Origin of the sequence: Nonomuraea sp. PA05 (assembly GCF_008086045.1) — a bacterium.
In the GTDB taxonomy this organism is placed as follows: domain Bacteria; phylum Actinomycetota; class Actinomycetes; order Streptosporangiales; family Streptosporangiaceae; genus Nonomuraea; species Nonomuraea monospora.
The window spans coordinates 134,305-158,966 of sequence record NZ_VSEY01000030.1; the positions used below are offsets into that span (position 1 = coordinate 134,305).

Consider the following 24,662-nt stretch of genomic DNA (forward strand, 5'->3'; position numbering starts at 1 on the left):
CGAGGCTAACACCGCGCCCTGGATGCCAGCGTCAACTCGGCGTAGCCGGCCCGTGCCTGTCAGGGGCGTGGGCCGGCCGGGGCGTCACGCGGACGCGGCGTCCTTCTCCCTGTTGCGCAGGGCGCGGCGGACGCCGTCGGCGCCTTCGAGGATGAGCCGGCGCAGCGCCTGCGGCGGCTGCGCGGCGGACAGGAAGTCGTGCGCCGACCGCACCGTGGTGGGCTCGATGAGCAGCGCGGGGAAGCACCCGACGGCGAACGTCGAGGCCTGGTCGAACGTCCACTCCTGGTAGATCCGCCCGACTTCGGCGAAGTACCTCTCCCGGTACGGCCCCATCAGCTCGGGGTGGCGCGGGTCCTGGAAGCCGCCGATCGTGGCGCGGGCGATGTGGTTGGCCAGCGTGCCGCTCACGATCCGCGTCCAGGCCGCCTCCTTGGCCTCGGCGGTCGGGATCGCGGCCCGGCACTGCGCGGCCGAGCGCTCACCCGTGGCCGTAGGGTCCCGCTCCAGCTCGGCCTCGATGTCGGCCTCGCCGAGCCGGCCGCCGGAGACGAGCGCCTGCACGAGGGTCCAGCGCAGGTCGGCGTCCACGGTGACGCCCTCGGGCACCGCCGTGCCGTCGAGCACGCCCTGCAGCAGGCTCAGCTCCTCCTCGGACGTGGCGACGGCCGCGTACGCCTGGAGGAAGGAGAGCTGCTGGTCGGAGCCGGGCTCGGCGGAGTCGAGCAGCGTGCGCAGCTCGGTGGCCAGCAGGGACAGGCCTTCGGCCCGCCAGGCCGGGTCGGCGTACTGCTGCGCGGCCAGGCGGGCCTGCCGCAGCACGGTCTGCAGGACGGTGATGTCGCTGACGGTGGCCACGCCGGAGATGACCAGCTTGACGTAGTCGCGGGTGGACATCTCGCCGTCGCGGGTCATGTCCCAGGCGGCGGTCCAGCACAGGGCGCGCGGCAGGGACTCGGTGAACGCGGTGATGCCGCCGTCGACGAGCGTCCGCAGGGAGTCGGCGTCGAGGCGGATCTTGGCGTAGGTGAGGTCGTCGTCGTTGAGCAGCACCAGGTCGGGCTGCTCCTCGCCGATGAGCCGGCTGACGCTGGTGCGGGCGCCGACCACGTCCAGCTCCACCCGCTTGGTACGGGTCAGCTTGCCGCCGGCCAGCGAGTACAGGCCGATCGCGATCCGGTGGGAGCGCAGCGTGGGGTGCTCGACCGGCGCTTCCTGCAGCACGTCGAAGCTGGTGAACCGGCCGCCGGACACCTCGAACTCGGGGCGCAGCGTGTTGACCCAGGAGGTCTCCAGCCACTCCTTCGACCAGGACGACAGGTCGCGGCCCGAGGTCCGCTCCAGGGCGTTGAGCAGGTCTTCGAGCTCGGTGTTGCCCCAGGCGTGGGCGGCGAAGTAGTCGCGTACGCCCGCCAGGAAGTTGTCGAGGCCGACGTAGGCCACGAGCTGCTTGAGCACCGAGGCGCCCTTGGCGTACGTGATGCCGTCGAAGTTGACCTCGACCGCCTGCATGTCGGGGATGTCGGCGGCGATGGGGTGGGTGGAGGGGAGCTGGTCCTGGCGGTAGGCCCAGGACTTCTCCACGTTCGCGAACGTGGTCCACGCCTTGTTCCACCGGGTGGACTCGGCCTGGGCGAGCACGGACATGTAGGTGGCGAACGACTCGTTCAGCCACAGGTCGTCCCACCAGCGCATGGTGACGAGGTCGCCGAACCACATGTGCGCCATCTCGTGCAGGATCGTCTCGGCGCGCCGCTCGACGACGGCGTCGGTGACACGGGAGCGGAAGACGTAGTCCTCCAGGAAGGTCACGCAGCCCGCGTTCTCCATCGCGCCGGCGTTGAACTCGGGCACGAAGAGCTGGTCGTACTTGCCGAACGGGTAGCGCACGCCGAACACGCGGTGGAAGAAGTCGAAACCCTGGCGGGTGACTTCGAGGATGTTGTCGGCGTCGAGGTGCTCGGCCAGCGAGGACCGGCAGTAGACGCCGAGCGGGATGCCGTCGTGCTCGGAGGTCACCTTGTGGTAATGACCTGCTACCAGCGCGGTGATGTAAGTGGAGATGACCGGTGTGGTGGCGAACTCCCACCGCCTGGCGGCCCGCTCGGCCACCTCCTCGATGCTGTCGGCGGCGGAGTTGGAGACCACCTCCCAGTCGGCCGGGGCCAGCACGGTGAGCTGGAACGTGGCCTTGAGGTCGGGCTGGTCGAAGCAGGCATACATGCGGTGCGCGTCGGCCGTCTCGAACTGGCTGTGCAGGTAGACCTTCTGGTCCACGGGGTCGACGAAGCGGTGCAGGCCCTCGCCGGTGCGCATGTAGGTGCAGTCGGCGTCCACGACCAGTTCGTTGGACGCGGCGAGCGAGGTGAGCGGGAAGCGCCCCTTGTCGGCGTCGTAGGCCGACACGTCGAGGTCGGCGCCGTTGAGCGTGACCCTGCGGAGATTGGCGCCGTGGAGGTCGACGAAGGTGGACGCCCCCGGGGTGGTGCTGGTGAAGCGGACCTTGGTGACGCTGTCGAAGCGCTCCTCTCCCTCTGTCAGGTCGAGTGCGACCTCGTACGACTCGACCTTCAACAGCCGGGCGCGCTCACGAGCCTCGTCCCGGGTCAGGTTGCCTGCCAAGTTGCGCTCCTTTTCACCACTTCGTCGGGGTTGTCCGTATCCTGCCATGCCGGGAATAGGACCCGAACCACCTCAGGTTACGGGCAGACATGACTGAGAAGATTCCCGTGGACCTGTGGTTCGACCCCTCCTGTCCATTCGCGTGGGTGACCTCGCGCTGGCTCCTGGAGGTGGAGAAGGTCCGCCCCATCGAGCCGCGCTGGCGCATGATGTCGCTGTACTTCCTCAACCAGGAGAAGGACGTCCCCGCCGACTACCTCGAGCGGGCCGCCAAGGCCATGGGGGCCATCAGGACCGTCGCCGCGGCCGCCGCCAAGCACGGCGAGCAGGTCATCGGCCCGCTCTACACCGGGCTCGGCACCCGCCTGCACAACCAGGGCATCAAGGACCCCGAGCGCCGCCGCGAGGTCATCGAGGGCGCGCTCGACGACGCCGGCCTGGAGCGCGGCCTCGCCGACGCCATGAACTCCGAGGAGTACGACGACGTCATCCGCGCCTCCCACGACGAAGGCATCGGCCTCGTCGGCCAGGAGGTCGGCACCCCGATCATCCGCGTAGGGGAGAACGCCTTCTTCGGCCCCGTCATCACCAAGATCCTCCGCGGCGAGGACGCGGGCAAGCTCTGGGACGGCGTGCTCATGGTCACCCAGTACGACGACTTCTTCGAGCTGAAGCGCACCCGCACCAAGCGCCCCCAGTTCGACTGATATGGCGGTGCAGAAAAGCAGGTGACGGTGGAAAGGGCTTATCCCTCGGTCAGGATGAGCCCTCGCCATGTGGCGCGGGTCACTGTAAGGATGGGCCCATGCGTCAGCTGTTCATCGGCGGCTCCTGGACCGCTTCGGCCTCTGCCGAGCCCATCGAGGTCGTCAACCCGGCCACGGAAGAGATCATCGACCGGGTGCCCGCAGGCTCACCCGACGACGTCGAAGCGGCTGCGGCAGCAGCCAGAAAAGCCTTCCCCGAATGGTCGCGGACGGCTGCGAGCGAGCGCGGAAAACTGCTCGCCCACGCGGCCGACCTGCTGAAACAGCGATCCGACAAGATAGCAGAGACGATCGCCCGCGACATGGGCGCGCCGCTCGGCTTCGCGCTCAAGGTACAGACGCTCATGCCGGCGACCGTCCTGGCCTCCTACGCCCGGCTCGCCGAGAGCCACCCGCGCGAGTCGCGCGTGGGCAACTCCCTGGTGGTCAAGGAGCCCATCGGCGTGGTCGCCGCGATCACCCCGTGGAACTATCCGCTGCACCAGATCGTGTGCAAGGTCGCCCCCGCCCTCGCCGCCGGGTGCACCGTGGTGCTCAAGCCGAGCGAGGTGGCGCCGCTGGCCGCGTACGCGCTGGCCGAGATCTTCGAGGAGATCGGCCTGCCCCCGGGCGTGTTCAACCTGGTCAGCGGCCGAGGCCCGGTCGTGGGCGAGGCGATGGCCGCCCACCCCGAGGTGGACATGGTCTCCTTCACCGGCTCCACCGCCGCCGGCCGCAGGGTGGCCGCGCTGGCCGCCGAATCCGTCAAGCGGGTCGCGCTGGAGCTGGGCGGCAAGTCCGCCAACATCATCCTGCCCGACGCCGACCTGCCGCTGGCCGTCAAGGTCGGGGTGGCCAACTGCTTCGTCAACGCCGGACAGACCTGCTCGGCGTGGAGCCGCATGATCGTCCAGCGCGACCAGTACGACGAGGCCGTGCACATGGCCGTCGAGACCGCGCGCGGCTACCGCGTCGGCGACCCCTTCGACGAGTCCACCAAGATCGGCCCTCTCGTGTCCGCGACCCAGCGCGACCGGGTGATCCGCTACGTCAACCGCGGCCAGGAGGAGGGCGCCAGGCTGGTGGCGGGCGGCACCGAACGGCCGCACGAGCGCGGCTACTACGTCGAGCCCACCGTGTTCGCGGCCGTGGAGCCAGGGATGACGATCGAGCAGGAGGAGATCTTCGGGCCGGTGCTCACGCTGATCCCGTACACGAGCGAGGACAACGCCGTCGAGATCGCCAACGACACCAAGTACGGCCTGGCCGGCGCCGTCTGGGCGGGCACCGAGGAGCACGCGGTCGCGGTCGCCCGCCGGCTGCGCACCGGCCAGGTGTCGATCAACGGCGGCCGGTTCAACCCGGCGGCGCCGTTCGGCGGCTACAAACAGTCGGGTGTCGGCCGCGAGCTGGGCGAGCACGGCCTGGAGGAATACCTGGAAGTCAAGTCGTTGCAGCTCTAGCGCCTGCTTCCGGGGAGCCGGGCGGCTCCCCGGAAGAGCCTGGCTAGACGAACAGGCCGCCGGTCGCCAGGATGTTCTGCCCGGTGACCCACCGCCCGTCCGGCCCGGCGAGCATCGCGACCACCGCGGCGAGGTCGTCGGGCCTGCCCAGCCGCTGCAACGCGGTCATGGCGGGCATCTGCGCCAGTGTCTCGGGCGAGTTGGCCTTGCGCAGCATGTCGGTGTCGGTGGCCCCCGACGAGACGGTGTTGACCGTGATCTCGCGAACCCCCAGCTCCCGCGACGCGACCTTGGTGAACTGCTCCATCGCGCCCTTCGAGCCGCAGTAGAGCGCCAGGGTCGGCGCGGGCACCTGTGTGTTCAGCGACGAGACGTTGATGATGCGCCCGCCGTCGCGCATCACCCGCCCGGCCCACTGGATGGACAGGAAGACGGCCCGGGTGTTCACCGCGAACACCCGCTCGTACTCCTCGTCCGTCAGGTCGGCGATGAGCTTCTTCGGCTCGTCGGTGGCGGCGTTGTTGACCAGGATGTCCACCCCGGGCAGCCGCGCCTGCGCCTCGGCGAACAGCCGCTCCAGGTCCTCCCTGCTGCCCAGATCCGCCCGTACGGCGTGCGCGCCGGTCTCCTTGGCCACCTGCTCGGCGGCCTCCGCTGAATTCTGGTAGTTGAAGACGACTTCCGCGCCGTCGCTGGTCAGTCGCTCCACGATGGCCTTGCCGATGCCCCGGGAGCCTCCGGTAACCAATGCGCCCTTTCCGGAAAGTACGCTCATGCCGCCAAACTATGCCTTGAGCATGATCTCCCGGGCCTCGTTTCGCGGCAGGCGATCAACGTAGAGCTTGCCGTCGAGGTGCTCGGTCTCGTGCTGGAAGCAGCGGGCCAGCGAGCCGCGCGCCTTGACGCGTACGGGGCGCTGCAGCCGGTCCAGGCCCTCGACGGTCACGCCGGCGGCGCGGGCGACCGTGGCGTAGATCGGCTGGCGGGTCCGGCGGTCGGGCACCGACAGGCAGCCCTCCTCGTCCGGCACGTCCTCGGGGTCGTCCACGGTCAGCAGCGGGTTGATCACATGACCCTTGCGCCCGGCGATGTCGTAGACGAACAGCCGCCGCGACACGCCGATCTGCGGGCCCGCGAGGCCGACGCCGTTGACCGCGTACATGGCCTGGAACATCTCCTCGATCAGGCGGCGCAGCTCCCGGTCGAAGTCCGTCACCGGCTCGGCCGGCGTGCGCAGGACGGGATCGCCGATGACGCGGATCTCTCGCATGGCTCTCTGCTTTCGCGATGTAAGGACTGGACTGCGATGCAGGCCCTTACTCTAGCGGGCGAGCCCGATCGGCGCGGCTGTGGAAGACTGGACGGGTGCGTGTCTACATCGGTGCCGACCATGCCGGCTATGAGCTCAAGAACCACCTGGTGTCCTGGCTTAAGGACCACGGGCACGAGGTGACCGACTGCGGTCCCTTCGTCTACGACGCCGAGGACGACTATCCGGCGTTCGTCCTGCGGGCGGCCGAAGGCGTCGCGGGCGACCCCGGCAGCCTCGGCGTGGTCATCGGAGGGTCGGGCAACGGCGAGCAGATCGCCGCCAACAAGGTGCGCGGCATCCGCGCGGCCCTGGCCTGGAGCGAGGAGACGGCCGGCCTCGGGCGTGAGCACAACAACGCCAACGTCGTGGCGGTGGGGGCGCGCATGCACTCCCTAGACGAGGCCACCAGGTTCGTGGAGGTGTTCCTGGGGACGTCGTTCTCCGGGAGCGAGCGGCACAGCAGGCGGATCGCGCAGCTCACCACGTACGAGACGATCGGGCAACTGCCTTCGCTGCCTTAGCCCGTCACCTGCGGACGCCCGCTCGCCCGGCCGGGCCGGAGGGCGGCGCCCGCCGCAGCGGCGTGGGGTGCGCGCCACGGGGCTGCGTGAGCGCGCCCGCCCCAGGACGTCGTGAGCGCGCCTGCCGCAGAGTGCCCTGAGCACGTTCGCCCGCAGGGCGCCGTGAGCGCGCCCACCCACGGACGTGCGGCGGCCCTGGGCCGCATCACGCGCGAAGGGGCCGCCCCGCCCCCCGAAAGGACCGCACCGAAGTGCGGCGGTGGGGCGGGCGACGGCCCAAGAGGTCAGCCCTTGCGCTTGGAGTCGCGCCTGGGCATCTCATCCCGCAACGGCCGCCGATCGGCCGCCTCCTGCTGCTCCTTCGACGGCCGGGACACATCCCGGGCCCGCATGGCCACAACCGCCGTGATCTGCAAACTCTGCAGCGCCATACCCCGACCCTACGTCAGAACGTCAGCCCGGCCCACGGCTTGGGGCTCCACGACATGGCGGTGGCGAGCCGCCGCACCACCCCGGCCGAGTGCTCGCGCAGCAGCCCGGCCTCGAGTTGCTCGCCCAGCGTCCCGTCCCCCAGGTACGCCGACCCGAGCGCGCTCACCGGCAGTGTCACGTCGGGTTCGTCGTCCACCGGCTTGCACTCGGCGCCCGTCAGGTCGGCGGTGAGCCGCCAGCGGCGGGCGTTCCACGGACAGACGTCGTCCTCGACCTCGATGACCGCGTCCACGGGCGCCGAGTAGGACCGCTCGGTGAGCGCCCGGTCGACCTCGACGAGCCGTACCCACAGCTCGTCGGCCCACCGCGGCCGGAGCTGGCGCTGGTCGGCCATGAGCACGGTGAGCGGGTCGTCCACGGGCCGCCCGCCCGCCTGGACGGTGGTGACGAGGTCGCGGTCGAGCACGCTGCGCCAGAGCAGGGCGTAGGCGGCCGGGTCGGAGGCCTCCAGCTCGTACAGCTTCAGCGTCCCGTCGGGGACGCCCGCGTCGTCCCAGGACGACTTGATGCGGAACAGGGCGTAGCCGCGCACGCCGCCGTCGTCCTCGGCCAGGATCGAGCGCAGCGTGCCCGCGCCGTGCTGGTCGTACTCCTCGTCGGCGAGCACGGCGGTCCAGGTCTGGGGGACGCGCTCGTACCTGCCGGGCCGCCGCGTGACGACGGTGGCGAAGAGTTTTTCCAGCTCACCGCGTACGTCGGCGGGTTTGGCGACTCTGAGACGGAGTGAGGGGTCGTGCGGCGCGCCGGGCACGAACCCGGAACGGCGGCTGTCGATCCTGAAGGACAGCTCGCTGGAGGCCCTGCCGTAGCCGTACCGGCCGTAGATGAGCGCTTCTGAGGCGTAGAGCGCCGCCACGGACTCGCCGCGCTCGCGGATGTCGTCGAGCTGCCTGCGCATCAGCGACGACAGCACGCCGCGGCGCCGGTGGGAGGCCAGGACGCTGACGGCGGTCACGCCGGCGACGGGGAGCTGCCTGCCCGGGACCGTCATGGTGAGGCTGAAGACGCCGGTGACTCCCACGATCTGCTCGCCGTCGAAGGCGGCGAGGGTCCGGTCGAACTCGGTCTGCGCCTTGTACCGCTCGGCTTGCTCGGGATGCGGCGTCCAGCCGAACGACTCTTCGTTCACCCTGGCGAAGGCCGGCCACTCGGACGCGTCAATCGGGCGGATGGGATACGTCATCCGTCCACGGTAGGAGCGGGCAAAGGGGGACGGCCACCTAATATACGCCCTTAATGATCAAGGCGTTGGTCAAGTGGGCTGCCCAAACATGGGTCAGACCGATACAGTCAGGCGCATCATGAGTTCCCGTCCGGCGCCGCTGATCCCGCCACGGGTCCGCGCCGCCCTGGTGCGGGTGCCGGGTCTGGTGCCTGTCGTGCGCTTCGTCCGGCGGGTGCTGCTGGCCCGCGACCGCAACCTGCTGACCACGCTGATCGTGGTGGCGCTCGTCATCGGGGTCCTCGCGGTGGAGGTCTCCAACGAGTTCTTCTCGCCGTCCCTGCTCATCCTGGTCACGCTCATCGGCGGGCTCCAGCTCAGGCTGGCGAGCCTGGTCAAGCTGCTCGTCGGCGTGGGGGTCTCGCTCGGGTACGTCGCCGCCAACCTCGGCGCGCACCGCGTCGGGCTGGGGCTGACCGTGACCATCGCGTTCACCGCCGTGCTCGCCGTTCTGATGGCCCGCACCAGGGGCAAGCTGGGCGTGCAGGGCCTGCGCGGCGACGCCATGCTGCTGGAGCTGCGCGACCGGCTGAGGAGCCAGGGCGAGCTGCCCGCGCTGCCCAAGGACTGGGGCGGCAAGGTGGTGCTCAAGCAGGCGGGCGGCTCGTCGTTCGGCGGCGACTTCCTGGTGTCCATGCGCGATGGTGACTCCGTCGAGATCGCCCTGGTCGACGTGTCGGGCAAGGGCGTCGACGCGGGCACCAGGGCGCTGCTGCTGTCGGGCACGTTCGGCGGGCTGCTGGGCTCGGTCGACGACTTCCTGCCCGCGTGCAACGCCTACCTGCACAGGCAGCGCGGCGACGAGGGGTTCGTGACCGCGGTGCACGTCCGTCTCGACCTGGCGACGGGCGACTACACGATCACCTCGGCCGGGCATCCGCCGGTGGTCAAGTTCGACGCGGGCACCGGCAACTGGCAGGTCGCCTCGGCCAAGGGCGTGGTGCTGGGCGTGGTGCCCGACCTGCATTGCGAGCCCGACAGCGGCACGCTGCGCAAGGGCGACGCGCTGCTGCTGTTCACCGACGGGCTGATCGAGCAGCCGGGGCGCGACATCGACGCCGGCCTCGACCGGCTGCTCGGCGAGGCGGAGCGGCTGCTGCCCTCCGGCTTCCGCGACGGCGCCAGGGCGCTGGTCAACGCCATGGCGTCCGGCCACAACGACGACTGCGCCCTGGTGCTCATCTGGCGGCCATGAGACCCGCGTACCCGTGACGTTTCACACGGGCCGGTCATGATGGCGGTCACTGGCAACGGGCTCCGCCCGGCTGACATCCTCTAGGTGTTCGGGCCCCGGCGGAGCGGCGCGGCTCCTCCGGGTCCCGTCACCGTACTTTCCAGGTCTTCCCTCACAACCAGCCGCAGTCGCTGGCGATGCGCACGGCGTCGAGCCGGTTGCGCGCCCCTGTCTTGCACATGATGCGCGACAGATGATTTCGCACGGTGCCCACCGACAGGAACAGCTCGTCGGCGATCTCCGTCGATCGTGCCCCGCCCGCCGCGATCCGCAGCACGTCCAGCTCCCGCCTGGTCAGCGGGTTGGACGCGCACTGCAGCGCGGCCACGGCGAGCTCCGCCTCGATGGCCTGCCGCCCCGCCGCCACCTGGCGCACCCCCTCGGCCAGCCGCTCCGGCGGCACACACAGGCTCATGAACCCCAGCGCGGGCCCGGACAGCGCCTCGCGCACCTGCCCGGGGTTGGGCGCGGCCGACAGGATCAGCACCCGGCAGCGCGGTACGTGCTCGGCCAGGTCGCCGGTCACCGGCGGGCCTGGCAGGTCGAAGTCGACCACGGCCACGTCGGCCTCGGACGAGAGCGCGGCGCGCACCACCTCCTCCCCGCGCACGGCCTCGGCCACCACCCGCAGGTCGGGTTCGGCGGCGAGGGTGGCCAGCAGGCCACGGCGAACCAACGGCAAATGTTCGGCGATCAGTATGCGGATCAAGACGTCCCCCTCCGTCGTCTCCCAGAGTGATCGTGCGATCGCAAGCTGTCAATGCTCGGGAAAACCGGTACGCCATGACGCGTGGGGAGTTCGACTACTCTGGGGCTGTCGGTCCTTTCGTCTGTCCTTGTCGTCCGCCGGGGAGTGCGCCTAGATGAACTGGCTCTACGTCGTGGGGATCATCCTCTTCCTCCTCGGGTTGATGTTCTCCATCGCGCTGCACGAGCTCGGCCACCTGATCCCGGCCAAGCTGTTCGGGGTCAGAGTGACCCAGTACATGGTGGGCTTCGGCTCCACGGCGTGGTCACGGCGCAAGGGCGAGACCGAGTACGGCATCAAGTGGATCCCGTTCGGCGGCTACATCCGCATGATCGGCATGCTGCCGCCGCGCCCAGGCGACGAGCCGGGCAAGCTCAGGAGCACGGCGACGGGCCCGTGGCAGGGCCTGATCGAGTCGGCCCGCGACGCCGCCCAGGAAGAGGTGCGGCCGGGCGACGAGAGCCGCGTCTTCTACCGCAAGAAGTGGTGGCAGAAGGTCATCATCATGTCCGGCGGCCCGGCGATGAACTTCGTGCTGGCTTTCATCTTCTTCACCATTCTGCTGGTCGGCATCGGCCTGCCGACCCTGGCGCCGATCGTCTCGCCCGACACCAACACGTGCGTGATCCCGATCTCGGAGCAGCGCACGGAGTGCAGGGCGACCGACAAGCCCACCCCGGCGGTGCAGGCGGGCATGAAGCCCGGCGACCACATCGTCTCCTTCAACGGCAAGCGGATCGAGTCCTGGGAGCACGCCACCCAGCTCATCCGCTCCCACGGCGCCGGCCCGGTGCAGCTCGGCATCACCCGCGACGGCAAGCCCCTGACGCTCGGCGTCACGCTCATCGCCCAGGACCGCCCCAACCTGGAGGACCCGAAGAAGATCGACAAGAACGTCGGCTTCCTCGGCGTGCTGCCGACCGAGGTGATGCAGCAGCAGAGCATCGGCCAGGTCATCGGCTACATGGGCGAGCTGACGGGCAGGGTGGCGGCCTCGCTGGTGAACCTGCCGGAGAAGATGGTCGGCGTCTGGCACGCCGCGTTCTCCGGTGAGGAGCGCGACCCCGAGGGCCCGGTCGGCGTGGTCGGCGCGGGCCGGATGGGCGGTGAGATCCTGGCCTCCGAGGCGCTGACCGCCGAGAACAAGATCGCCATCTTCGTCAACCTGCTGGCCGGCTTCAACCTGGCGATCGGCATGTTCAACCTCATCCCGCTGCTGCCGCTGGACGGCGGGCACATCGCCGGAGGCCTGTGGGAGGGCCTCAAGCGCGGCTACGCCAGGATCATGAGGCGGCCGGAGCCCGCCCACGTGGACATCGCGAAGGTGCTGCCGCTGACGTACGCGATCGCGATCGTCATGATGATCATGGCGGGCCTGCTCGTCTACGCCGACCTCGTCAACCCGCTCACGCTGACGAACTGACCGTCCCGGCTTCGCAGCCCGCACGCCTCGAAGGCGTGCGGGCTGCCGTCGTTTTACCCCCCGCATACACGCATCTCCCTAAAGTGCTAGGACGCTAGATAAACGGCACTTTTTCGGAGGTAGTGGCGTGACCGCTGTCTTAGAGGCACAAGGACTCGGCAAGAGGTACGGCAAGCGCTGGGCGCTGCGCGACTGCACCATCGACATCCCAGGAGGCCACGTCGTCGGCCTCGTCGGCCCCAACGGGGCGGGCAAGACGACGCTGCTCAAGCTGGCCACCGGCCTGTTGGAGCCCACCACCGGCGGCATCGGCGTGCTGGGCGGCCGTCCGGCGGCAGGCCCCGCACAACTGGCCAGGGTCGGCTTCGTCGCCCAGGACACCCCCGTCTACGCGGCGCTGACCGTCGCCGACCACCTGCGGCTGGGCGCCAGCCTCAACCCCGCCTGGGACGCCGCGCTGGCTAAGGACCGGATCGGGCGGCTCGGCCTTGACCCCGCGCACCGCGCGGGCAAGCTGTCCGGCGGCCAGCGCGCCCAGCTCGCCCTCACCCTCGGCCTGGCCAAGCGGCCCGAGCTGCTGATCCTCGACGAGCCGGTCGCCTCGCTCGACCCGCTGGCCCGCCGCGAGTTCCTGCAGAACCTGATGGAGGCCACCGCCGAGCACCGGCTCAGCGTGGTGCTGTCCTCCCACCTGGTCTCCGACCTGGAGCGGACCTGCGACTACCTGATCGTGCTCGTCGACTCGCGCGTCCAGGTAGCGGGACGGACGGAGGACCTGCTGGCCGGCCACCACCGGCTCACGGGCCCGCGCGACCACGCCCTGCCCGACGGCCCGCGCGTCGTCTCCGCCCGGCACACCGACCGGCAGAGCACCTTCGTCGTGTACGGCGACGCCCCGATCAGCGACCCCGCCTGGACGGCCGGCCGCCTCAACATGGAGGACCTCGTCCTGGCCTACATGGACAACGCCACCGCCGAACGGCGCACCGCCCTGGAGGCCACACGATGATCTGGCTGACCTGGCGGCAGTTCCGCGGCGCCGCCACCCTGATGGCGGCCCTGATCGTGCTGCTCGCCGCCATCCTGCTGCTGACCGGCCCGCAGCTCGCCGCCGACTACGCGGGCGGCGTCGGCTCCTGCGTCAGGGGCGAGGAGTGCGAGCTGTTCTACGACCGGTTCTTCCAGGACTACCAGATCCCGTTCCTGGCCGGCACCCTCGTCGTGCTGATCCTGCCCGGCCTGGTCGGGCTCTTCTGGGGCGCCCCGCTGATCACCCGCGAGCTGGAGGCGGGCACGCACCTGCTGGTGTGGAACCAGAGCATCACCAGGACCAGGTGGCTGGCGATCAAGCTCGGGTTCACCGGCCTGGTCGCCACGGCCGCCGCCGGGCTCAGCGGCCTGGCGGTGACCTGGTGGTCGGGGCCGCTGGACCAGTCCGCGCCCGAGGGCTTCGCGCTCATGGACCCGCTGGTGTTCAGCGCGCGGGGGATCGCCCCGCTGGGGTACGCGGCCTTCGCCTTCGCCCTCGGCGTGACCGTGGGCATGTTCGTCCGCCGCACCCTGGCCGCCATGGCGTTCACCCTGGCCGTCTTCGCCGCCGTCCAGATCGCCGTGCCGCTCCTGGTCAGGCCCTACCTGATCCCTCCCGTCACGGCCACCTTCGAGCTCGGCAGGCAGAACATCGACGGCCTGCACATGAGCCGCGACGGCGACTTCGCCCTGGGGATCGAGTCGGTCATCCCCGGTCACACAGGCTCCTGGGTCCTGTCCAGCGAGCTTCTCGACCCGTCGGGACGCGTGATCGGCACCAGCGGTGAGCCGGTGCCCATCCCGGTCTCCACCACGTCAGGGCCCTGCTCCCAGTCAGGAGCGGGGCCACAGGGCGGGGAGGGGTGCATGGTCGAGGTCAACCGGCTCGGCTACCGGCAGCAGGCGACCTACCAGCCGCTGGAGCGGTTCTGGCCCCTGCAGTGGATCGAGACCGGGCTGTACGCCCTGCTCACCCTCGGCCTGACCTGGCTGTCCTTCTGGTGGATCAGAAGGCGGCTGTCATGAGGCTCAGGACGGTGACGGCCGGGCTCGCCCTCCTCCTGGCAGCGGCCTGCACCGCTCCCACGCCGCCGCGCAGCCAGGCCGGCGCCGCCACCGGCGCGGTCTGCGCCCGCCCCCAGGGCGCCGTCGGAGCGGAGACGGCCACCACGATCGACGTCGTCGAACAGGCCTACTTCTGCGTCCTGGCCCACTACTACGGCGCCGCCACGCTCGACGCCCGCACGCTGCTGACCGCCGGGTTCGTCGCCCTGACGCAGGAGCTCAACCGCAACGGGCGCGACGTGGCCGACGCCACCATGCCGGCGCTGACCGGCGACAGAAAGGCCGACTGGGCCGCCTTCGAGACCGTCTACCGGAGGACCACCGAGCAGGTTCCCGAGAAGCTGCGCGACGAGCTGGCCGTCGCCACCCTCGAAGCGTTGGTGGCCGCCCTCGGCGACAACCACGCCCGCTGGTCGCACGACGCCGCGCGGCATCCCGACTACTACGACGGCGACGGTTACGGCCTGGGCCTGACGGCGAACGTCAACGGCCCCCAGGTGGACGGCAACCCCGGCGCCGCCCTGCCGCCGCTGTTCGTCACCGCGGTGGAGGGCGGCGCGGCGCGGGCCGCCGGCGTGCGGCCTGGCGACGTGATCGAGTCGATCAACGGCTCGGCGCCCTTCATCGACGGCACGCCCACCCCCGCGATCGCCGCCCTCTACCCGCGCTACCCGGAAGCGCGCCCCGTCCGGCTGCGGCTGCTGCGGGAGAGCACCGGCCGCCGCTGGAGCGTCACCCTCCAGCCCGGCCTCTACCAGCGCGAGCTCACCGGCCTCCAGGTGGTGCGGTCGAAGCTGCTGGACGGCGGCGTCGCCTACGTCCGGCTGTCCGGCTTCGCCCCCGACTCGGCCAAGCGGGCCCTCGCCGCGATCGCCAGGCTACGCGCCGGCAGGACGCTCACCGGCGTCGTGCTGGACCTGCGCGGCAACGGCGGCGGCAGCCCCGACGAGGCGGTGCGGCTGGTGAGCGGGTTCGTCCACGGCAAGGTCACCGGCTACCGGTGCGCCGCCGACGGCGTCTGCGAGGCCTTCCGCACCGACGACACCGTCGAGCTGGTCGGGCTGCCGCTGGCCGTGCTGATCGACCGGAGCTGCGCCTCGGCGTGCGAGCACGTCAGCTCCGCCGTCAAGGACCTGCGGATCGGGCGGCTGGTCGGCACGAGGACGGCCGGCGTCATCTCCGGGCCGGCGGAGCCGTACCTGCTCGCCGACAACACCGTGCTGAGCTTCCCCGCCAAGCACCACCTCGGCCCGAACCGCGAGGTGGTCGACACGATCGGCGTCGCGCCCGACCACCATGTGCCGCCGACCCCGCGCGACGCCGCGGCCGGGCGCGACGCCGCCCTGGCCCAGGCCCTGACCCTGCTGCGCAAGTGAAGAGAACGGATCGCCACATGAGACCGATCGCGCTGGCGCTCGCCGGGCTGAGCGTCCTGGCGGCATCCGCCTGCACCGCGCCCGCCGCGCCCCGGCCCGCCGCCGTGTCACCCCCGCCGTCCGGCCCCGCCACGCTGCCCGCCCCCACCGGCGGCCAGGCGGTCGGCACGACCGTCCTGCACCTGATGGACACCTCCAGGCCCGACCCATGGAACCTGGACGCCGACGCCAGGCAGCTCAAGGTCACCCTCTGGTACCCGACCGAGCAGCGGGACGGGCCGCGGGCGCCGTACATGTCGCCGAAGGAGTCGGAGCTCATGGTGAAGAGGCTCAGGAGCGCGGCGGTGCCGGACGACACGCTCAGCAAGACGGGGACGAACGCCGTCACGGACGCCGAACCTGCCGGGCGCGGGCTGCCCCTGGTCGTGCTCTCGCCCGGTTTCACCAAGCCGGTGAGCACGCTCACGTCGCTGGCCGAGGACCTGGCCAGCCGAGGGTACGTCGTGGCGGGCGTGGATCACCCCTACGAGAGCTACGCCACCACCCTGGCCGACGGCACGGTCGCGGAGTGCCTGGCCTGCGACAGCGACGCGGACCCCGGCTTCGGCCCGGGCGTCGTCGGCGGCCGGGCGGCGGACGTGTCGTTCGTGCTCGACCGGTTGCCGGCGAAGTGGGACGGCGCCGGGGTGCTCGACCGCACCAAGATCGCCATGGTCGGCCAGTCGATCGGCGGGGCGAGCAGCGTCGCGTCCATGGTGGCGGACCCGCGGATCCGCGCGGGCATCGACATGGACGGCACCACCTACGCCCGGATCCCGAAGAGCGGGTTCTCCCGGCCGTTCATGTTCCTGGGCACGCCGCAGCACGTGCCCGGCGGCCGGGACCTGTCCTGGGAGCGCGACTGGAAGCTGCTGACCGGGTGGAAGCGGTGGATCGTGCTGACGGGCGCGGAGCATCAGTCCTTCACCGACGGCCCGCTGCTGCAGGGCGCGCTCGGCGTCACGCCCGCCAGCGGAACGCTGTCCGCCGGGCGTGCCGCCGAGCTCACCCGCACGTACGTGGCGGCCTTCCTCGACCTGCACATGAAGGGGCGGCGGCAGCCGATCCTGGACGAGCCGTCGCCGCGCCACCCGGAGGCCAGGCTCTGCCCGTCGGCGTGCACCTAGTTCATCGAGATGTGCACGTGGTCGAAGTGGTTCTCGGTGACGCTGCCCCGGTCGGACATCGCGCGCCAGCCGGAGCCCTGGTTGATGCGCTGCTTCCAGATCACGTACTTGACGCCCAGCTTGTCCTTGTTCTGGATCGCCCAGGCCGCGATGCGGTCGCCCAGCGCGTTGTTCGCGGCCGAGGGCATCGAGCCGCCCGTGCTCATCATGAAGTCGCAGGCCCGGCCCAGCGGGTGCTCGCCGCTGGAGCCCGAGCGGAAGCAGCCGACCGTGAACGGCAGCGAGAAGTTCTTCTCCACCTGCGCCTTCATCAGCCGGGTGCGGGCGGTGATGTTGTCGGAGCCGGTGGGCAGCTCGGGCGCCCAGGTGCCGTTGGAGTTGCGGCCCGTCGCGACAGGGACGAGATCCTGGAGCTTGTCCTTGATGTCGTCGATGACGTCCTCGGCCTCGTCGCGCTGCTCCTCCACCTCGGCCGCGTCCGCCTTGATCTTGGTGGCCAGCGCGGCGGCCTCCTCGCTGGCCTTCTTCTTGTCGTCGCGGGCCTTGGCCACGGTCGCGACGAGCGCCTGCTGCTCGGCGGTGAGCTGTTCGAGCAGCGCCGCGGTGCCGGCGTCCGTGGGGAGCATGAAGCCCGGCAGCGCGGAGGGGTCGCCGTTCTGGTAGCGCAGGCGGGCGATGTCGGCCACCCGCTGCTCGGCGGCGGCCAGCGTCTGCTCCGCGGTGGCCGCCTTCGCCGCGGCGGCCTTGGCGGCGTCCTGCGCCTTGGCCAGCTCGACGCGCTTGAGGTTGTACTGCTCGATGAGCTTGTCGACCTTGCTGTTGAGCTGCTTGAGCTGGGCGCGGAGCTCGGCCTCCGAGGGCTTGGGCGCCGCTGCGGCCGGGGCTGCCGAAAGGGCGACGGCGGTGGCGGTGATGAGGCCGATGGCCAGGATCGCGGGGGACGAAGCCGCCACGTAGATGTTCCTCTCCCTCTGCCGGCCGGGTTAGCTGACGGGTTCGGGCATGGGAGTGCGCTTCCCTACCGCCGTAGCGGATTCACCCCAGGTGCGGTTTGGGTCCCCGGCTCCCGGGCGAGGCGCCCGGGATTAGGCCTGCTACCTGCCGTTACGGCCGGTGCATATGGGGATATTAGTGGTAGATCACGAGTCATGCGACCTTAACTAGAAATCTATTAGTGATCAATCTGTGATCGAATCAGGCGGGCCGCCTCCTCCGGCAGCACGTCGTTCACGAACGCGCCCATCGCCGACTCCGAGCCCGCCAGGAACTTGAGCTTGTTCGCCGCCCGCCTGATGCTGAACAGCTCCATGTGCAGGTAGCCCAGCTCCCTGCCCTGCCGCACCGGCGCCTGGTGCCAGGCCGCGATGTACGGCATCACCAGGTCGAACAGCCCGTCGAACGCGCGCAGCACCGAGGTGTACAGCGGCGCGAACGCCGCCCGCTCCTCCTCGGTCAGCGCCGCCAGGTCGGGCACCTGCCGGTGCGGGTAGAGGTGCACCTCGAACGGCCAGCGCGCGGCGGCCGGCACGAACGCCGTCCACAGCTCGTTGCTCGCCACCACCCGCGTCCCCGCCTCCCGCTCGGCGGCCAGCACGTCGGCGAACAGGTTGCCCCCGGTGTGGCGGCCGGCGGCGGCGAGCTGCAGCTTGGTCCTGGGGGTGACGTAGGGGTAGGCGTAGATCTGGCCGTGCGGGTGGGCCAGCGTGATGCCGATCTCCTCGCCCCGGTTCTCGAAGCAGAACACCTGCTCCACGCCGTCGATCTGGGACAGCTCCGCCGTCCTGTCGGCCCACGCCTCCATGACCAGCTCCACCTGCGAGTCGGACAGCTTGGAGAAGGAGGAGTCGTGATCGGAGGTGAAGCACACCACCTCGCACCTGCCCACGCCGGGACGGACCTCGCTCAGGCCGCCCGGCTCCCCGTAGGCCCCGAAGTTCGTGGAGAAGGACGGGAACCGGTTCTCGAACACCACCACGTCGTAGTCGTAGGCCGGGATCTCCGTCGAGCGGGTGTCGGACGACGGGCACAGCGGGCACTCGGCCGTGCCGCCGGTCGGCAGGAACGTGCGCGTCTGGCGGTGCCCGGCGATCGCGACCCACTCCTCCGTCAGCGGGTCGTACCGCAGCTCGGAGGCCACCGGCCGGGGGCCGAGCGTCCGCCGGTCGATCGCGCTCCTGTCGGCGTCGTCACGCCGGTCGAAGTAGATCAGCTCCCGGCCGTCGGCCAGATGGGTGATGGTGCGCTTCAAGGGGTGCCCTCCGCGATGATCAGTTCTCCGGCCCGTTCGGCCAGCTCGGTGCGTGCGTCCTCCGGCAGCCCCGCGTCGCTGATGACCACGTCGGCCTCGCTCAGCTCGGCGATGGTGCTGATGCCGACCGTGTTCCACTTCGTGTGGTCGGCCGGGACGACCAGCCGGGTCGCGGCCGTCACCAGCTCCCTGTCGGTCTCGGACTCCAGCAGGTTGGGAGTGGTGAAGCCGGCGCGCACGCTCATCCCGTGCACGCCCAGGAACAGCGTGTCCACGTGCAGGCGGCGGATCGCGGCCACGGCGACGGGGCCCACCAGCGCGTCGGACGGCGTGCGCACGCCGCCCGTCAGCACCACCGTGCGGTCGGCGCGCGGATTGCGGTGGAAGACGTCGGCGACCGGGATCGAGTTCGTGATCACGGTCAGCTCGGGCACGCCGATCAGGTGGCGGGCCAGCGCCCACGTGGTGGTGCCCGCCGACAGCGCCACGGCCGTGCCGGGACGGACGAGCGTGGCGGCGTGCCGCGCGATCGCCTCTTTCTCCTGCTGCTGGCGGGCGGACTTGGCGGTGAAGCCCGGCTCCTCGGTGGAGCCCGGGCCGAGCGCGGTCGCGCCTCCGTGCACCTTCTCCAGCAGCCCGCGTTCGGCCAGGACCTCAAGGTCGCGGCGGATGGTCATGTCGGAGACGCCGAGCTCGCGGACGAGGTCGGCCACCCGGACGCCACCGTTGCTGCGCACGCGTTCGAGAATCGCCTGCTGACGCTGCTGTGCGAGCACGCCCGCTCCTTCCAACAGATTCCACCAAATTATGACACGGAATTGTTGGGGAATGTTAGTTAGCGCGGGAACGCTTGCGCTGGTCAGCGCGACGGGGGACGGTGAGGGCTCACCGATCACCGGAGACTCAGCAGAGACTCACCGGAGACCTCGACCGGAGGCGAGCTTATGGCCAGGCGGGCACGCAAGGGCAGGGCACGCAAGAAGAAGAAGGCGAACCACGGCAAGCGCCCCACGGCACGATGAACACGACAGGTGGCCGCCCCCTGCGGCGGCCACCTGTCGTACTCAGCCGGGCAGTTCGGTGAGCGCCTGGTCCACCCGCTCCTGCGGCAGCGCGTAATCCTCCAGCTCGCCCGCCAGATGACGGTCGTAGGCGCCCAGATCGAAGTGGCCGTGACCGCACAACGCGGTCAGGATGACCTTCTCCTCTCCGCTCTCCCTGCACCGCAACGCCTCCGCGATGGTCTCCGCCAGCGCGTGGGTCGGCTCGGGCGCGGGCACGATGCCCTCCGTCCTGGCGAAACGCACCCCGGCCTCGAAACACTCGCTCTGCGTGCGGGTGACGGCCTCGAACAGGCCCAGCTCGTACAGGTGCGACAGCAGGGGCGACATGCCGTGATAGCGCAGCCCGCCGGCGTGGATCGGGTCGGGCACGAACGAGTGGCCCAGGGTGTGCATCTTCAGCAGCGGCGTGAATCCGGCCGCGTCGCCGAAGTCGTAGGCGTACACGCCGCGCGTGAACGACGGGCAGGCGGCCGGCTCGACCGCCCTGAACACCGTCCCGACCCGCCCGGCCAGCTTCTCGCGCAGGAACGGGAAGGCGAGCCCCGCGAAGTTGGAGCCGCCGCCGGTGCAGCCGATCACCAGGTCAGGCATCTCGGGAAGCTGCGCCAGCGCCTCCTCGCCGATCACCGTCTGATGCAGCAGCACGTGGTTGAGCACGGACCCGAGCGCGTACCGGGCGTCGGCCGTCGCCCCGGCCACCTCCACAGCCTCGCTGATCGCGATCCCCAGGCTGCCGGGGGAGCCGGGATCGTCCGCCAGGATCTTGCTGCCCGCACCCGTCACGGTGGAGGGGCTGGCGTGCACGGTCGCGCCGTACACCTGCATGAGGGAACGGCGGTAAGGCTTCTGATCGTAGGAGGCCCGCACCATCCAGACCTGGCACTCCAGCCCGAACTGCGCGCAGGCGAACGCCAGCGCAGAACCCCACTGGCCCGCGCCCGTCTCGGTGGTCAGCAGCCGCACGCCCTCGCGCGCGTTGTAGAACGCCTGCGGCACCGCCGTGTTCGGCTTGTGCGAGCCGGCGGGGGAGACGCCCTCGTACTTGTAGTAGATCCTGGCCGGAGTGCCCAGCGCCCGCTCCAGGCGGCGCGCCCGGATCAGCGGCGTCGGCCGCCACAGACGGTAGACGTCCAGCACCTCCTGCGGGATCGGGACGTACCGCTCGCCGCTGACCTCCTGCGCGATCAGCTCCATGGGGAACAGCGGCGCCAGGTCGGCGGGGCCCACGGGCTGCCGCGTGCCGGGGTGGAGCGGGGGCGGTGGCGGGGAGGGCAGATCGGGAACGATGTTGTACCAGTTGCCGGGGATCATCGCTTCAGTCTGCGCCGCCCTCGCGCGGCCCGCCAGAGCCTTTCACGGCATCTCACCTGACCAGGACCGCAGGCTTACCCGGGTGATCTGCCCGCACCACGACATCCGCCACCTCCTGGGGCCGGACCTCCCGCTCATACCGCTCGTAAGCGGGCAACCTCCAGCGCTCCTCCTCGCCCGTCCCCCGCTCCAAAGCCCCGGGCGACAACCACACGTGCACGCTCACCTCGAACGCCAGCCCCCGCCCCAGCAGCAGCGTCCCGTCCACCAGCACCACCCCGCCCGCGGACAACTCGGTGTACGGCACCCGATAAGCCCGATCGATCCCGCTGTCCCACAGCGCGGGCAGCACCCGCCCCGACCCTCCCGGTTCGAGCGGATCCAGCACCTCCCTGCGCAGCGCCTTGGCGTCGAGCCAGTCGTCGTAGAAGGCGTCGGGGTCGGTCCTGCCGTACTCCAGCCGCAGCGACGCCGGCCGCAGGAAGTCGCCCGCCGACACCCGCAACACGGGCCTGCCCCGCAGTCGCAACGGCGCCACCAGCTCATCGGCCAGCGCCCCGGGCCGCGCGGGCGGCGCCCCGTCCACGGCCACCCGCACCCACGAGCCGGGCGGCCGCGCGGAGATCAGCTCGGCCAGCTCCTCGACGAGAGCCTCACGGGAGATCGGTCGCACACGCATCGACCACAGCTTACGAGCGCCCGAAATGCCGTCGACCGCCCCACTGCCGCCTCGCTAGGGTGCCCGCCATGACCCAGTGCGACTGCGGCGCCCCGCCCGGCCCGCTCGGCGAGTGCGCCGACTACTACAACACCATCCTGGCCGAGGAACAGCTCGACCCGGAGATGTACCGGTGGCACGCGGTCGTCGTCTGCGTCTACCTCCTGCAGCACCCCGCCCGCGGACACGAGAAGCACCTCGACGGCCAGTTCCGCTGGCTGCAGTTCTACCTCGACCGGGGCATCGACGCCACGGTGCGCCTCCAGGCCCACCAGGTCGCCCGCAACAACCGCCGATCCAGCGCGGGCTACGACATGGCGCCCCTGGAGCCCTACACGCCCCTGCCCTCCGGCGGGCCTCCTGCGCGCTTCACCGCGAGCTTCTGCGAGCTTCCGTACGGAGAAGGCGGATTCGTCCTCGACGGACACGCGACATACGGCGACCGCCTGCGCACTCTGGCGCAAGCGACCGAGCAGGCCTGGAAAAGCCTCGGGCCAGGCACCCCGTCGCGGGGTTGACCTGGCCCTTCGCCATGCTGGAGCGGACGACGGGAATCGAACCCGCGTAGCTAGTTTGGAAGACTAGGGCTCTACCATTGAGCTACGTCCGCGCGAACCGGTCGAACTCTGGTCTAGACTTCATCCGGTCGTCAGGGCGTAAGCGTACCGGAGTCCCGGAGCGCATGCGCAATCGGCGAGACGGGGCGTGGCGCAGCTTGGCAGCGCGCTTGCTTTGGGAGCAAGAAGTCGCAGGTTCAAATCCTGTCGCCCCGACCAGCCAGAAGGCCCCACCCGCATCGGGTGGGGCCTTCTGCTTGTCTGTCTGCTTGACTATGGCGTTCCGAAGTCGGGCCATGGACCGCGCTCCTCCTATGTCTTCCAGCACACGTCCCGAGGGCATGCGGACACGGCTCGGGACCGGACGCGGGCCACTCCGGGCGCCGGACCAAGCTGAGCGGTGCTTCATCGTCGCCTGCGTGGCCGTGTCGAGGTGCCTCAGCGACGCAACGATGAGAGGCTCGCTCGGCTGGAGGAGCGGGTGGGCATGCTGCCGCTCCACGAGTCGGTGGCGGTCGAGAGCGTCGCGGGTGGCAAGCTCGCCGGCACCGTGTACGTCAACCCGGGCGGCTCCACGCGTGGGCGGGCTCACGACAGGCGGACACCGCCGGAAGGCGTCTCCTGGTGCCGGACCGGCCGCATGACCTGCTTGGCGACGCAACTGGGCAACCCCGCGGCGTCCCCGGCCGCCAGCCGCCGGTAGGTGCTGGGCGACATGCCGACCAGTTCGGAGAAGCGGGTGCTGAAGGTGCCGAGCGACGAGCAGCCGACGGCGAAGCAGACTTCGGTGACCGACATGTCGCCGCGCCTCAGCAGCGTCATGGCCCGTTCGATGCGGCGGGTCATCAGGTAGCTGTACGGCGATTCGCCGTAGGCGGCGCGGAACAGCCGGCTCAGGTGCCCGGACGAGAGGTGTACGCCGCGCGCCAGCGCCTCCACGTCCAGCGGCTGCGCGTAGTCGCGGTCGATCCTGTCGCGCACGCGGCGCAGCAGGGTGAGCTCGCGTAGGCGCTGGTCGGGTTGGGTGGCCATGTCGTACAGCCTGCCCTGAGGACGGCTGCGCTGTCCACGCGGCCGGGGTGCAGCCAGGTACACCCCCATCGGGCAGGTAGGTCGATTCCGGCGGCCGGTCGTGGTGCCTAGCGTCGGAGGTCCGGGGAAGCGGTGGAGGAGGGGATGCCGGGTGCGTGTGGTGCTGTGGCTGCTGCAGGTCGTCGTGGCGGGGTTCTTCGTGATGGCGGCGCTGGGGAAGTTCGCGGGGGCTGAGCCGTCGGTGTCGACGTTCGAGGCGATCGGGTTCGGCGACTGGTTCCGGGTGCTGGTCGGGGTGCTGGAGGTGGCCGGGGCGGTGGCGTTGCTGGTGCCGCGGCTGGCCGGGGTGGCGGGGCTGGCGCTGGCGGGGTTGATGGCGGGCGCGGTGGTGACCGAGGCGTTCGTGTCCGGGGGCGGGGTGGTGCTGCCGCTGGGTTTGCTCGTGTTGTGCCTGGTCGTCGCGTGGGGGCGCAGGAGGGAGACGGAACGTCTGTGGTCGGGGGTCGCTGGGCGGACCTGATGAGTGGTGTGGCAGGCGCCGGGCGGGCATGGTGAGAGGCGTGGCACTGACCGAGGGCGACGAGTGGCTGTTCGCGGGCGATCCGATGGCGTTTCCGCTCACGTACCCCGGCCGGGTTCCGTCCGGCTCCGGTGTGCTGGTGGACGACGCGTACAGAAGGCAGGAGTGGGGTGAGGGCGGCGCGGCGATCGCCGCGCTGCTGGCGGCGCTGGGGCAGGCGCCGCTGGAGGCGCGCCACCGCGTGGTGGCCGTGGGTTCGAACGCCGCCCCTAGTCAGGTGCGCAGGAAGTTCCTCGATCACGGGGTACGCCCGGTCGTGCCGATGACGCCGGCCGACGTGCCGGGGATCGCGCCCGGCGTGTCCGCGCACGTGAGCAAGTGGGGTTACGTGCCGGCCGCGCCCGTGGAGACGCCGGGTGAGACGTCCAGGCTGTTCGTGCTCTGGCTCGACGAGCAGCAGCTCGCGGCCCTGGACCTCACGGAGCCCAACTACCGCAGGCGCCCGCTGGCGGAACCGGTCGTCCTGGAGGACGGGACGGAGCTGCCGCCGCCCTTCGTGTACGAGGGCAGGCACGGCTGCCTCGCCGCCCCCGGTGACGGGCGGCCGCGGCGTCTGATCGCGCAGCCGGCGCTCATCCGGTCGCTTCTGGACGAGTCCGCGGACCTGCGCCACCTGTGCGGGGACACTCCGGAGCGGTTCGTGGCCAGTGTCAGGGACGACACCGTGCGCGAGGCGGCCTACCTGCTGCTCCAGCGGGAGAGCCGGGTGAGCCACGCGGTGGGCGGGGGATAA

General features: G+C 70.9%; 25 protein-coding genes, 2 tRNA genes and 1 riboswitch. Of the genes, 14 read left to right on the top strand and 13 right to left on the bottom strand.

Annotated elements, in window-relative coordinates; genetic code table 11:
- Window positions 1-84: 84 nt before the first annotated feature.
- The gene (pepN, locus tag FXF51_RS39255) at window positions 85-2,622 is read right to left on the bottom strand and encodes an aminopeptidase N (RefSeq protein WP_148439821.1); all 2,538 of its coding nucleotides are present in this window, start codon (window positions 2,620-2,622) and stop codon (window positions 85-87) included.
- Window positions 2,623-2,711: 89 nt separating this feature from the next.
- Here pepN and FXF51_RS39260 point away from each other — a divergent pair, with 89 nt between their 5' ends.
- Together FXF51_RS39260 and FXF51_RS39265 are read left to right on the top strand one after the other, a co-directional pair.
- Complete coding sequence (locus FXF51_RS39260) at window positions 2,712-3,329, top strand: DsbA family protein (RefSeq protein WP_148439822.1); 618 nt, start codon at window positions 2,712-2,714, stop codon at window positions 3,327-3,329.
- Between the two features lie 98 nt (window positions 3,330-3,427).
- Entirely contained in the window at window positions 3,428-4,831 is a 1,404-nt protein-coding gene (locus tag FXF51_RS39265; RefSeq protein ID WP_148439823.1) for an aldehyde dehydrogenase family protein, read from the top strand.
- Between the two features lie 43 nt (window positions 4,832-4,874).
- Here FXF51_RS39265 and FXF51_RS39270 read toward each other — a convergent pair whose 3' ends face one another.
- Window positions 4,875-5,606 carry an SDR family oxidoreductase gene (locus FXF51_RS39270; RefSeq protein ID WP_148439824.1) on the bottom strand — a complete coding sequence of 244 codons (732 nt, stop codon included), beginning with the start codon at window positions 5,604-5,606 and terminating at the stop codon, window positions 4,875-4,877.
- A 9-nt stretch (window positions 5,607-5,615) separates the two neighbouring features.
- Window positions 5,616-6,101, bottom strand: a complete 486-nt coding sequence (def, locus tag FXF51_RS39275; protein ID WP_148439825.1) for a peptide deformylase — start codon at window positions 6,099-6,101, stop codon at window positions 5,616-5,618.
- 95 nt (window positions 6,102-6,196) lie between these two features.
- On the opposite strand from def, the gene FXF51_RS39280 reads away from it, so the two are divergent.
- Window positions 6,197-6,664: a ribose-5-phosphate isomerase gene (locus tag FXF51_RS39280; protein WP_148439826.1), complete on the top strand. Its 468-nt coding sequence runs from the start codon at window positions 6,197-6,199 to the stop codon at window positions 6,662-6,664.
- A gap of 284 nt (window positions 6,665-6,948) precedes the next feature.
- Here FXF51_RS39280 and FXF51_RS61205 read toward each other — a convergent pair whose 3' ends face one another.
- Together FXF51_RS61205 and FXF51_RS39285 are read right to left on the bottom strand one after the other, a co-directional pair.
- Complete coding sequence (locus FXF51_RS61205) at window positions 6,949-7,095, bottom strand: hypothetical protein (RefSeq protein WP_187414810.1); 147 nt, start codon at window positions 7,093-7,095, stop codon at window positions 6,949-6,951.
- A 14-nt stretch (window positions 7,096-7,109) separates the two neighbouring features.
- Window positions 7,110-8,339: a GNAT family N-acetyltransferase gene (locus tag FXF51_RS39285; RefSeq protein WP_148439827.1), complete on the bottom strand. Its 1,230-nt coding sequence runs from the start codon at window positions 8,337-8,339 to the stop codon at window positions 7,110-7,112.
- 118 nt (window positions 8,340-8,457) lie between these two features.
- Between FXF51_RS39285 and FXF51_RS39290 the strand changes: the two genes are divergently transcribed.
- Window positions 8,458-9,573, top strand: coding sequence for a PP2C family protein-serine/threonine phosphatase (locus FXF51_RS39290; RefSeq protein ID WP_187414811.1), 1,116 nt, complete (start codon window positions 8,458-8,460; stop codon window positions 9,571-9,573).
- 151 nt (window positions 9,574-9,724) lie between these two features.
- Here the strand turns inward: FXF51_RS39290 and FXF51_RS39295 are convergent, their stop codons facing one another.
- Window positions 9,725-10,321: a response regulator transcription factor gene (locus FXF51_RS39295; protein ID WP_148439828.1), complete on the bottom strand. Its 597-nt coding sequence runs from the start codon at window positions 10,319-10,321 to the stop codon at window positions 9,725-9,727.
- A gap of 154 nt (window positions 10,322-10,475) precedes the next feature.
- On the opposite strand from FXF51_RS39295, the gene FXF51_RS39300 reads away from it, so the two are divergent.
- From FXF51_RS39300 to FXF51_RS39320, 5 genes are all read left to right on the top strand, one after another.
- Window positions 10,476-11,783, top strand: coding sequence for a M50 family metallopeptidase (locus tag FXF51_RS39300; RefSeq protein ID WP_148439829.1), 1,308 nt, complete (start codon window positions 10,476-10,478; stop codon window positions 11,781-11,783).
- Window positions 11,784-11,910: 127 nt separating this feature from the next.
- The gene (locus FXF51_RS39305) at window positions 11,911-12,792 is read left to right on the top strand and encodes an ABC transporter ATP-binding protein (protein ID WP_148439830.1); all 882 of its coding nucleotides are present in this window, start codon (window positions 11,911-11,913) and stop codon (window positions 12,790-12,792) included.
- Window positions 12,789-13,838 (top strand): ABC transporter permease, encoded by a 1,050-nt coding sequence (locus FXF51_RS39310; protein WP_148439831.1) that lies wholly within the window; start codon window positions 12,789-12,791, stop codon window positions 13,836-13,838. The genes FXF51_RS39305 and FXF51_RS39310 overlap by 4 nt, the downstream gene beginning before the upstream one ends.
- On the top strand, window positions 13,835-15,253 hold the full coding sequence (locus tag FXF51_RS39315; RefSeq protein ID WP_148439832.1) for a S41 family peptidase: 1,419 nt from the start codon (window positions 13,835-13,837) through the stop codon (window positions 15,251-15,253). Before FXF51_RS39310 ends, FXF51_RS39315 begins: the two co-directional genes overlap by 4 nt.
- A gap of 17 nt (window positions 15,254-15,270) precedes the next feature.
- Entirely contained in the window at window positions 15,271-16,419 is a 1,149-nt protein-coding gene (locus tag FXF51_RS39320; RefSeq protein WP_148439833.1) for an alpha/beta hydrolase family protein, read from the top strand.
- Here the strand turns inward: FXF51_RS39320 and FXF51_RS39325 are convergent.
- From FXF51_RS39325 to FXF51_RS39335, 3 genes are all read right to left on the bottom strand, one after another.
- Window positions 16,416-17,372: a coiled-coil domain-containing protein gene (locus tag FXF51_RS39325; RefSeq protein ID WP_148439834.1), complete on the bottom strand. Its 957-nt coding sequence runs from the start codon at window positions 17,370-17,372 to the stop codon at window positions 16,416-16,418. The two genes, FXF51_RS39320 and FXF51_RS39325, sit on opposite strands and share 4 nt — an antisense overlap.
- A gap of 5 nt (window positions 17,373-17,377) precedes the next feature.
- A riboswitch (cyclic di-AMP (ydaO/yuaA leader) is annotated at window positions 17,378-17,521 on the bottom strand.
- Window positions 17,522-17,590: 69 nt separating this feature from the next.
- Window positions 17,591-18,667: a galactose-1-phosphate uridylyltransferase gene (galT, locus tag FXF51_RS39330; protein WP_148439835.1), complete on the bottom strand. Its 1,077-nt coding sequence runs from the start codon at window positions 18,665-18,667 to the stop codon at window positions 17,591-17,593.
- On the bottom strand, window positions 18,664-19,443 hold the full coding sequence (locus FXF51_RS39335; protein ID WP_148439836.1) for a DeoR/GlpR family DNA-binding transcription regulator: 780 nt from the start codon (window positions 19,441-19,443) through the stop codon (window positions 18,664-18,666). Before FXF51_RS39335 ends, galT begins: the two co-directional genes overlap by 4 nt.
- 168 nt (window positions 19,444-19,611) lie before the next feature.
- Here FXF51_RS39335 and FXF51_RS63910 point away from each other — a divergent pair, with 168 nt between their 5' ends.
- A complete protein-coding gene (locus FXF51_RS63910) occupies window positions 19,612-19,689 on the top strand; it encodes a 50S ribosomal protein bL37 (protein WP_372513659.1) in 78 nt (25 codons plus the stop codon).
- 42 nt (window positions 19,690-19,731) lie between these two features.
- On the opposite strand, the gene FXF51_RS39340 is transcribed toward FXF51_RS63910, so the two are convergent.
- Both FXF51_RS39340 and FXF51_RS39345 read right to left on the bottom strand, forming a co-directional pair.
- Window positions 19,732-21,078, bottom strand: a complete 1,347-nt coding sequence (locus tag FXF51_RS39340; RefSeq protein ID WP_148439837.1) for a TrpB-like pyridoxal phosphate-dependent enzyme — start codon at window positions 21,076-21,078, stop codon at window positions 19,732-19,734.
- Window positions 21,079-21,094: 16 nt separating this feature from the next.
- A complete protein-coding gene (locus FXF51_RS39345) occupies window positions 21,095-21,721 on the bottom strand; it encodes a uridine kinase (RefSeq protein WP_148439838.1) in 627 nt (208 codons plus the stop codon).
- A 68-nt stretch (window positions 21,722-21,789) separates the two neighbouring features.
- On the opposite strand from FXF51_RS39345, the gene FXF51_RS39350 reads away from it, so the two are divergent.
- Window positions 21,790-22,278 (top strand): DUF5946 family protein, encoded by a 489-nt coding sequence (locus FXF51_RS39350; protein ID WP_148439839.1) that lies wholly within the window; start codon window positions 21,790-21,792, stop codon window positions 22,276-22,278.
- Between the two features lie 18 nt (window positions 22,279-22,296).
- On the opposite strand, the gene FXF51_RS39355 is transcribed toward FXF51_RS39350, so the two are convergent.
- Window positions 22,297-22,370, bottom strand: a tRNA-Gly gene (locus tag FXF51_RS39355).
- Between the two features lie 89 nt (window positions 22,371-22,459).
- Here FXF51_RS39355 and FXF51_RS39360 point away from each other — a divergent pair.
- Window positions 22,460-22,536, top strand: a tRNA-Pro gene (locus tag FXF51_RS39360).
- A 369-nt stretch (window positions 22,537-22,905) separates the two neighbouring features.
- Here the strand turns inward: FXF51_RS39360 and FXF51_RS39365 are convergent.
- A complete protein-coding gene (locus tag FXF51_RS39365) occupies window positions 22,906-23,349 on the bottom strand; it encodes a helix-turn-helix transcriptional regulator (RefSeq protein ID WP_148439840.1) in 444 nt (147 codons plus the stop codon).
- A 151-nt stretch (window positions 23,350-23,500) separates the two neighbouring features.
- Here FXF51_RS39365 and FXF51_RS39370 point away from each other — a divergent pair, with 151 nt between their 5' ends.
- Together FXF51_RS39370 and FXF51_RS39375 are read left to right on the top strand one after the other, a co-directional pair.
- Window positions 23,501-23,869, top strand: a complete 369-nt coding sequence (locus tag FXF51_RS39370; protein WP_262380118.1) for a DoxX family protein — start codon at window positions 23,501-23,503, stop codon at window positions 23,867-23,869.
- 40 nt (window positions 23,870-23,909) lie between these two features.
- On the top strand, window positions 23,910-24,662 hold the full coding sequence (locus tag FXF51_RS39375; RefSeq protein WP_148439841.1) for a hypothetical protein: 753 nt from the start codon (window positions 23,910-23,912) through the stop codon (window positions 24,660-24,662).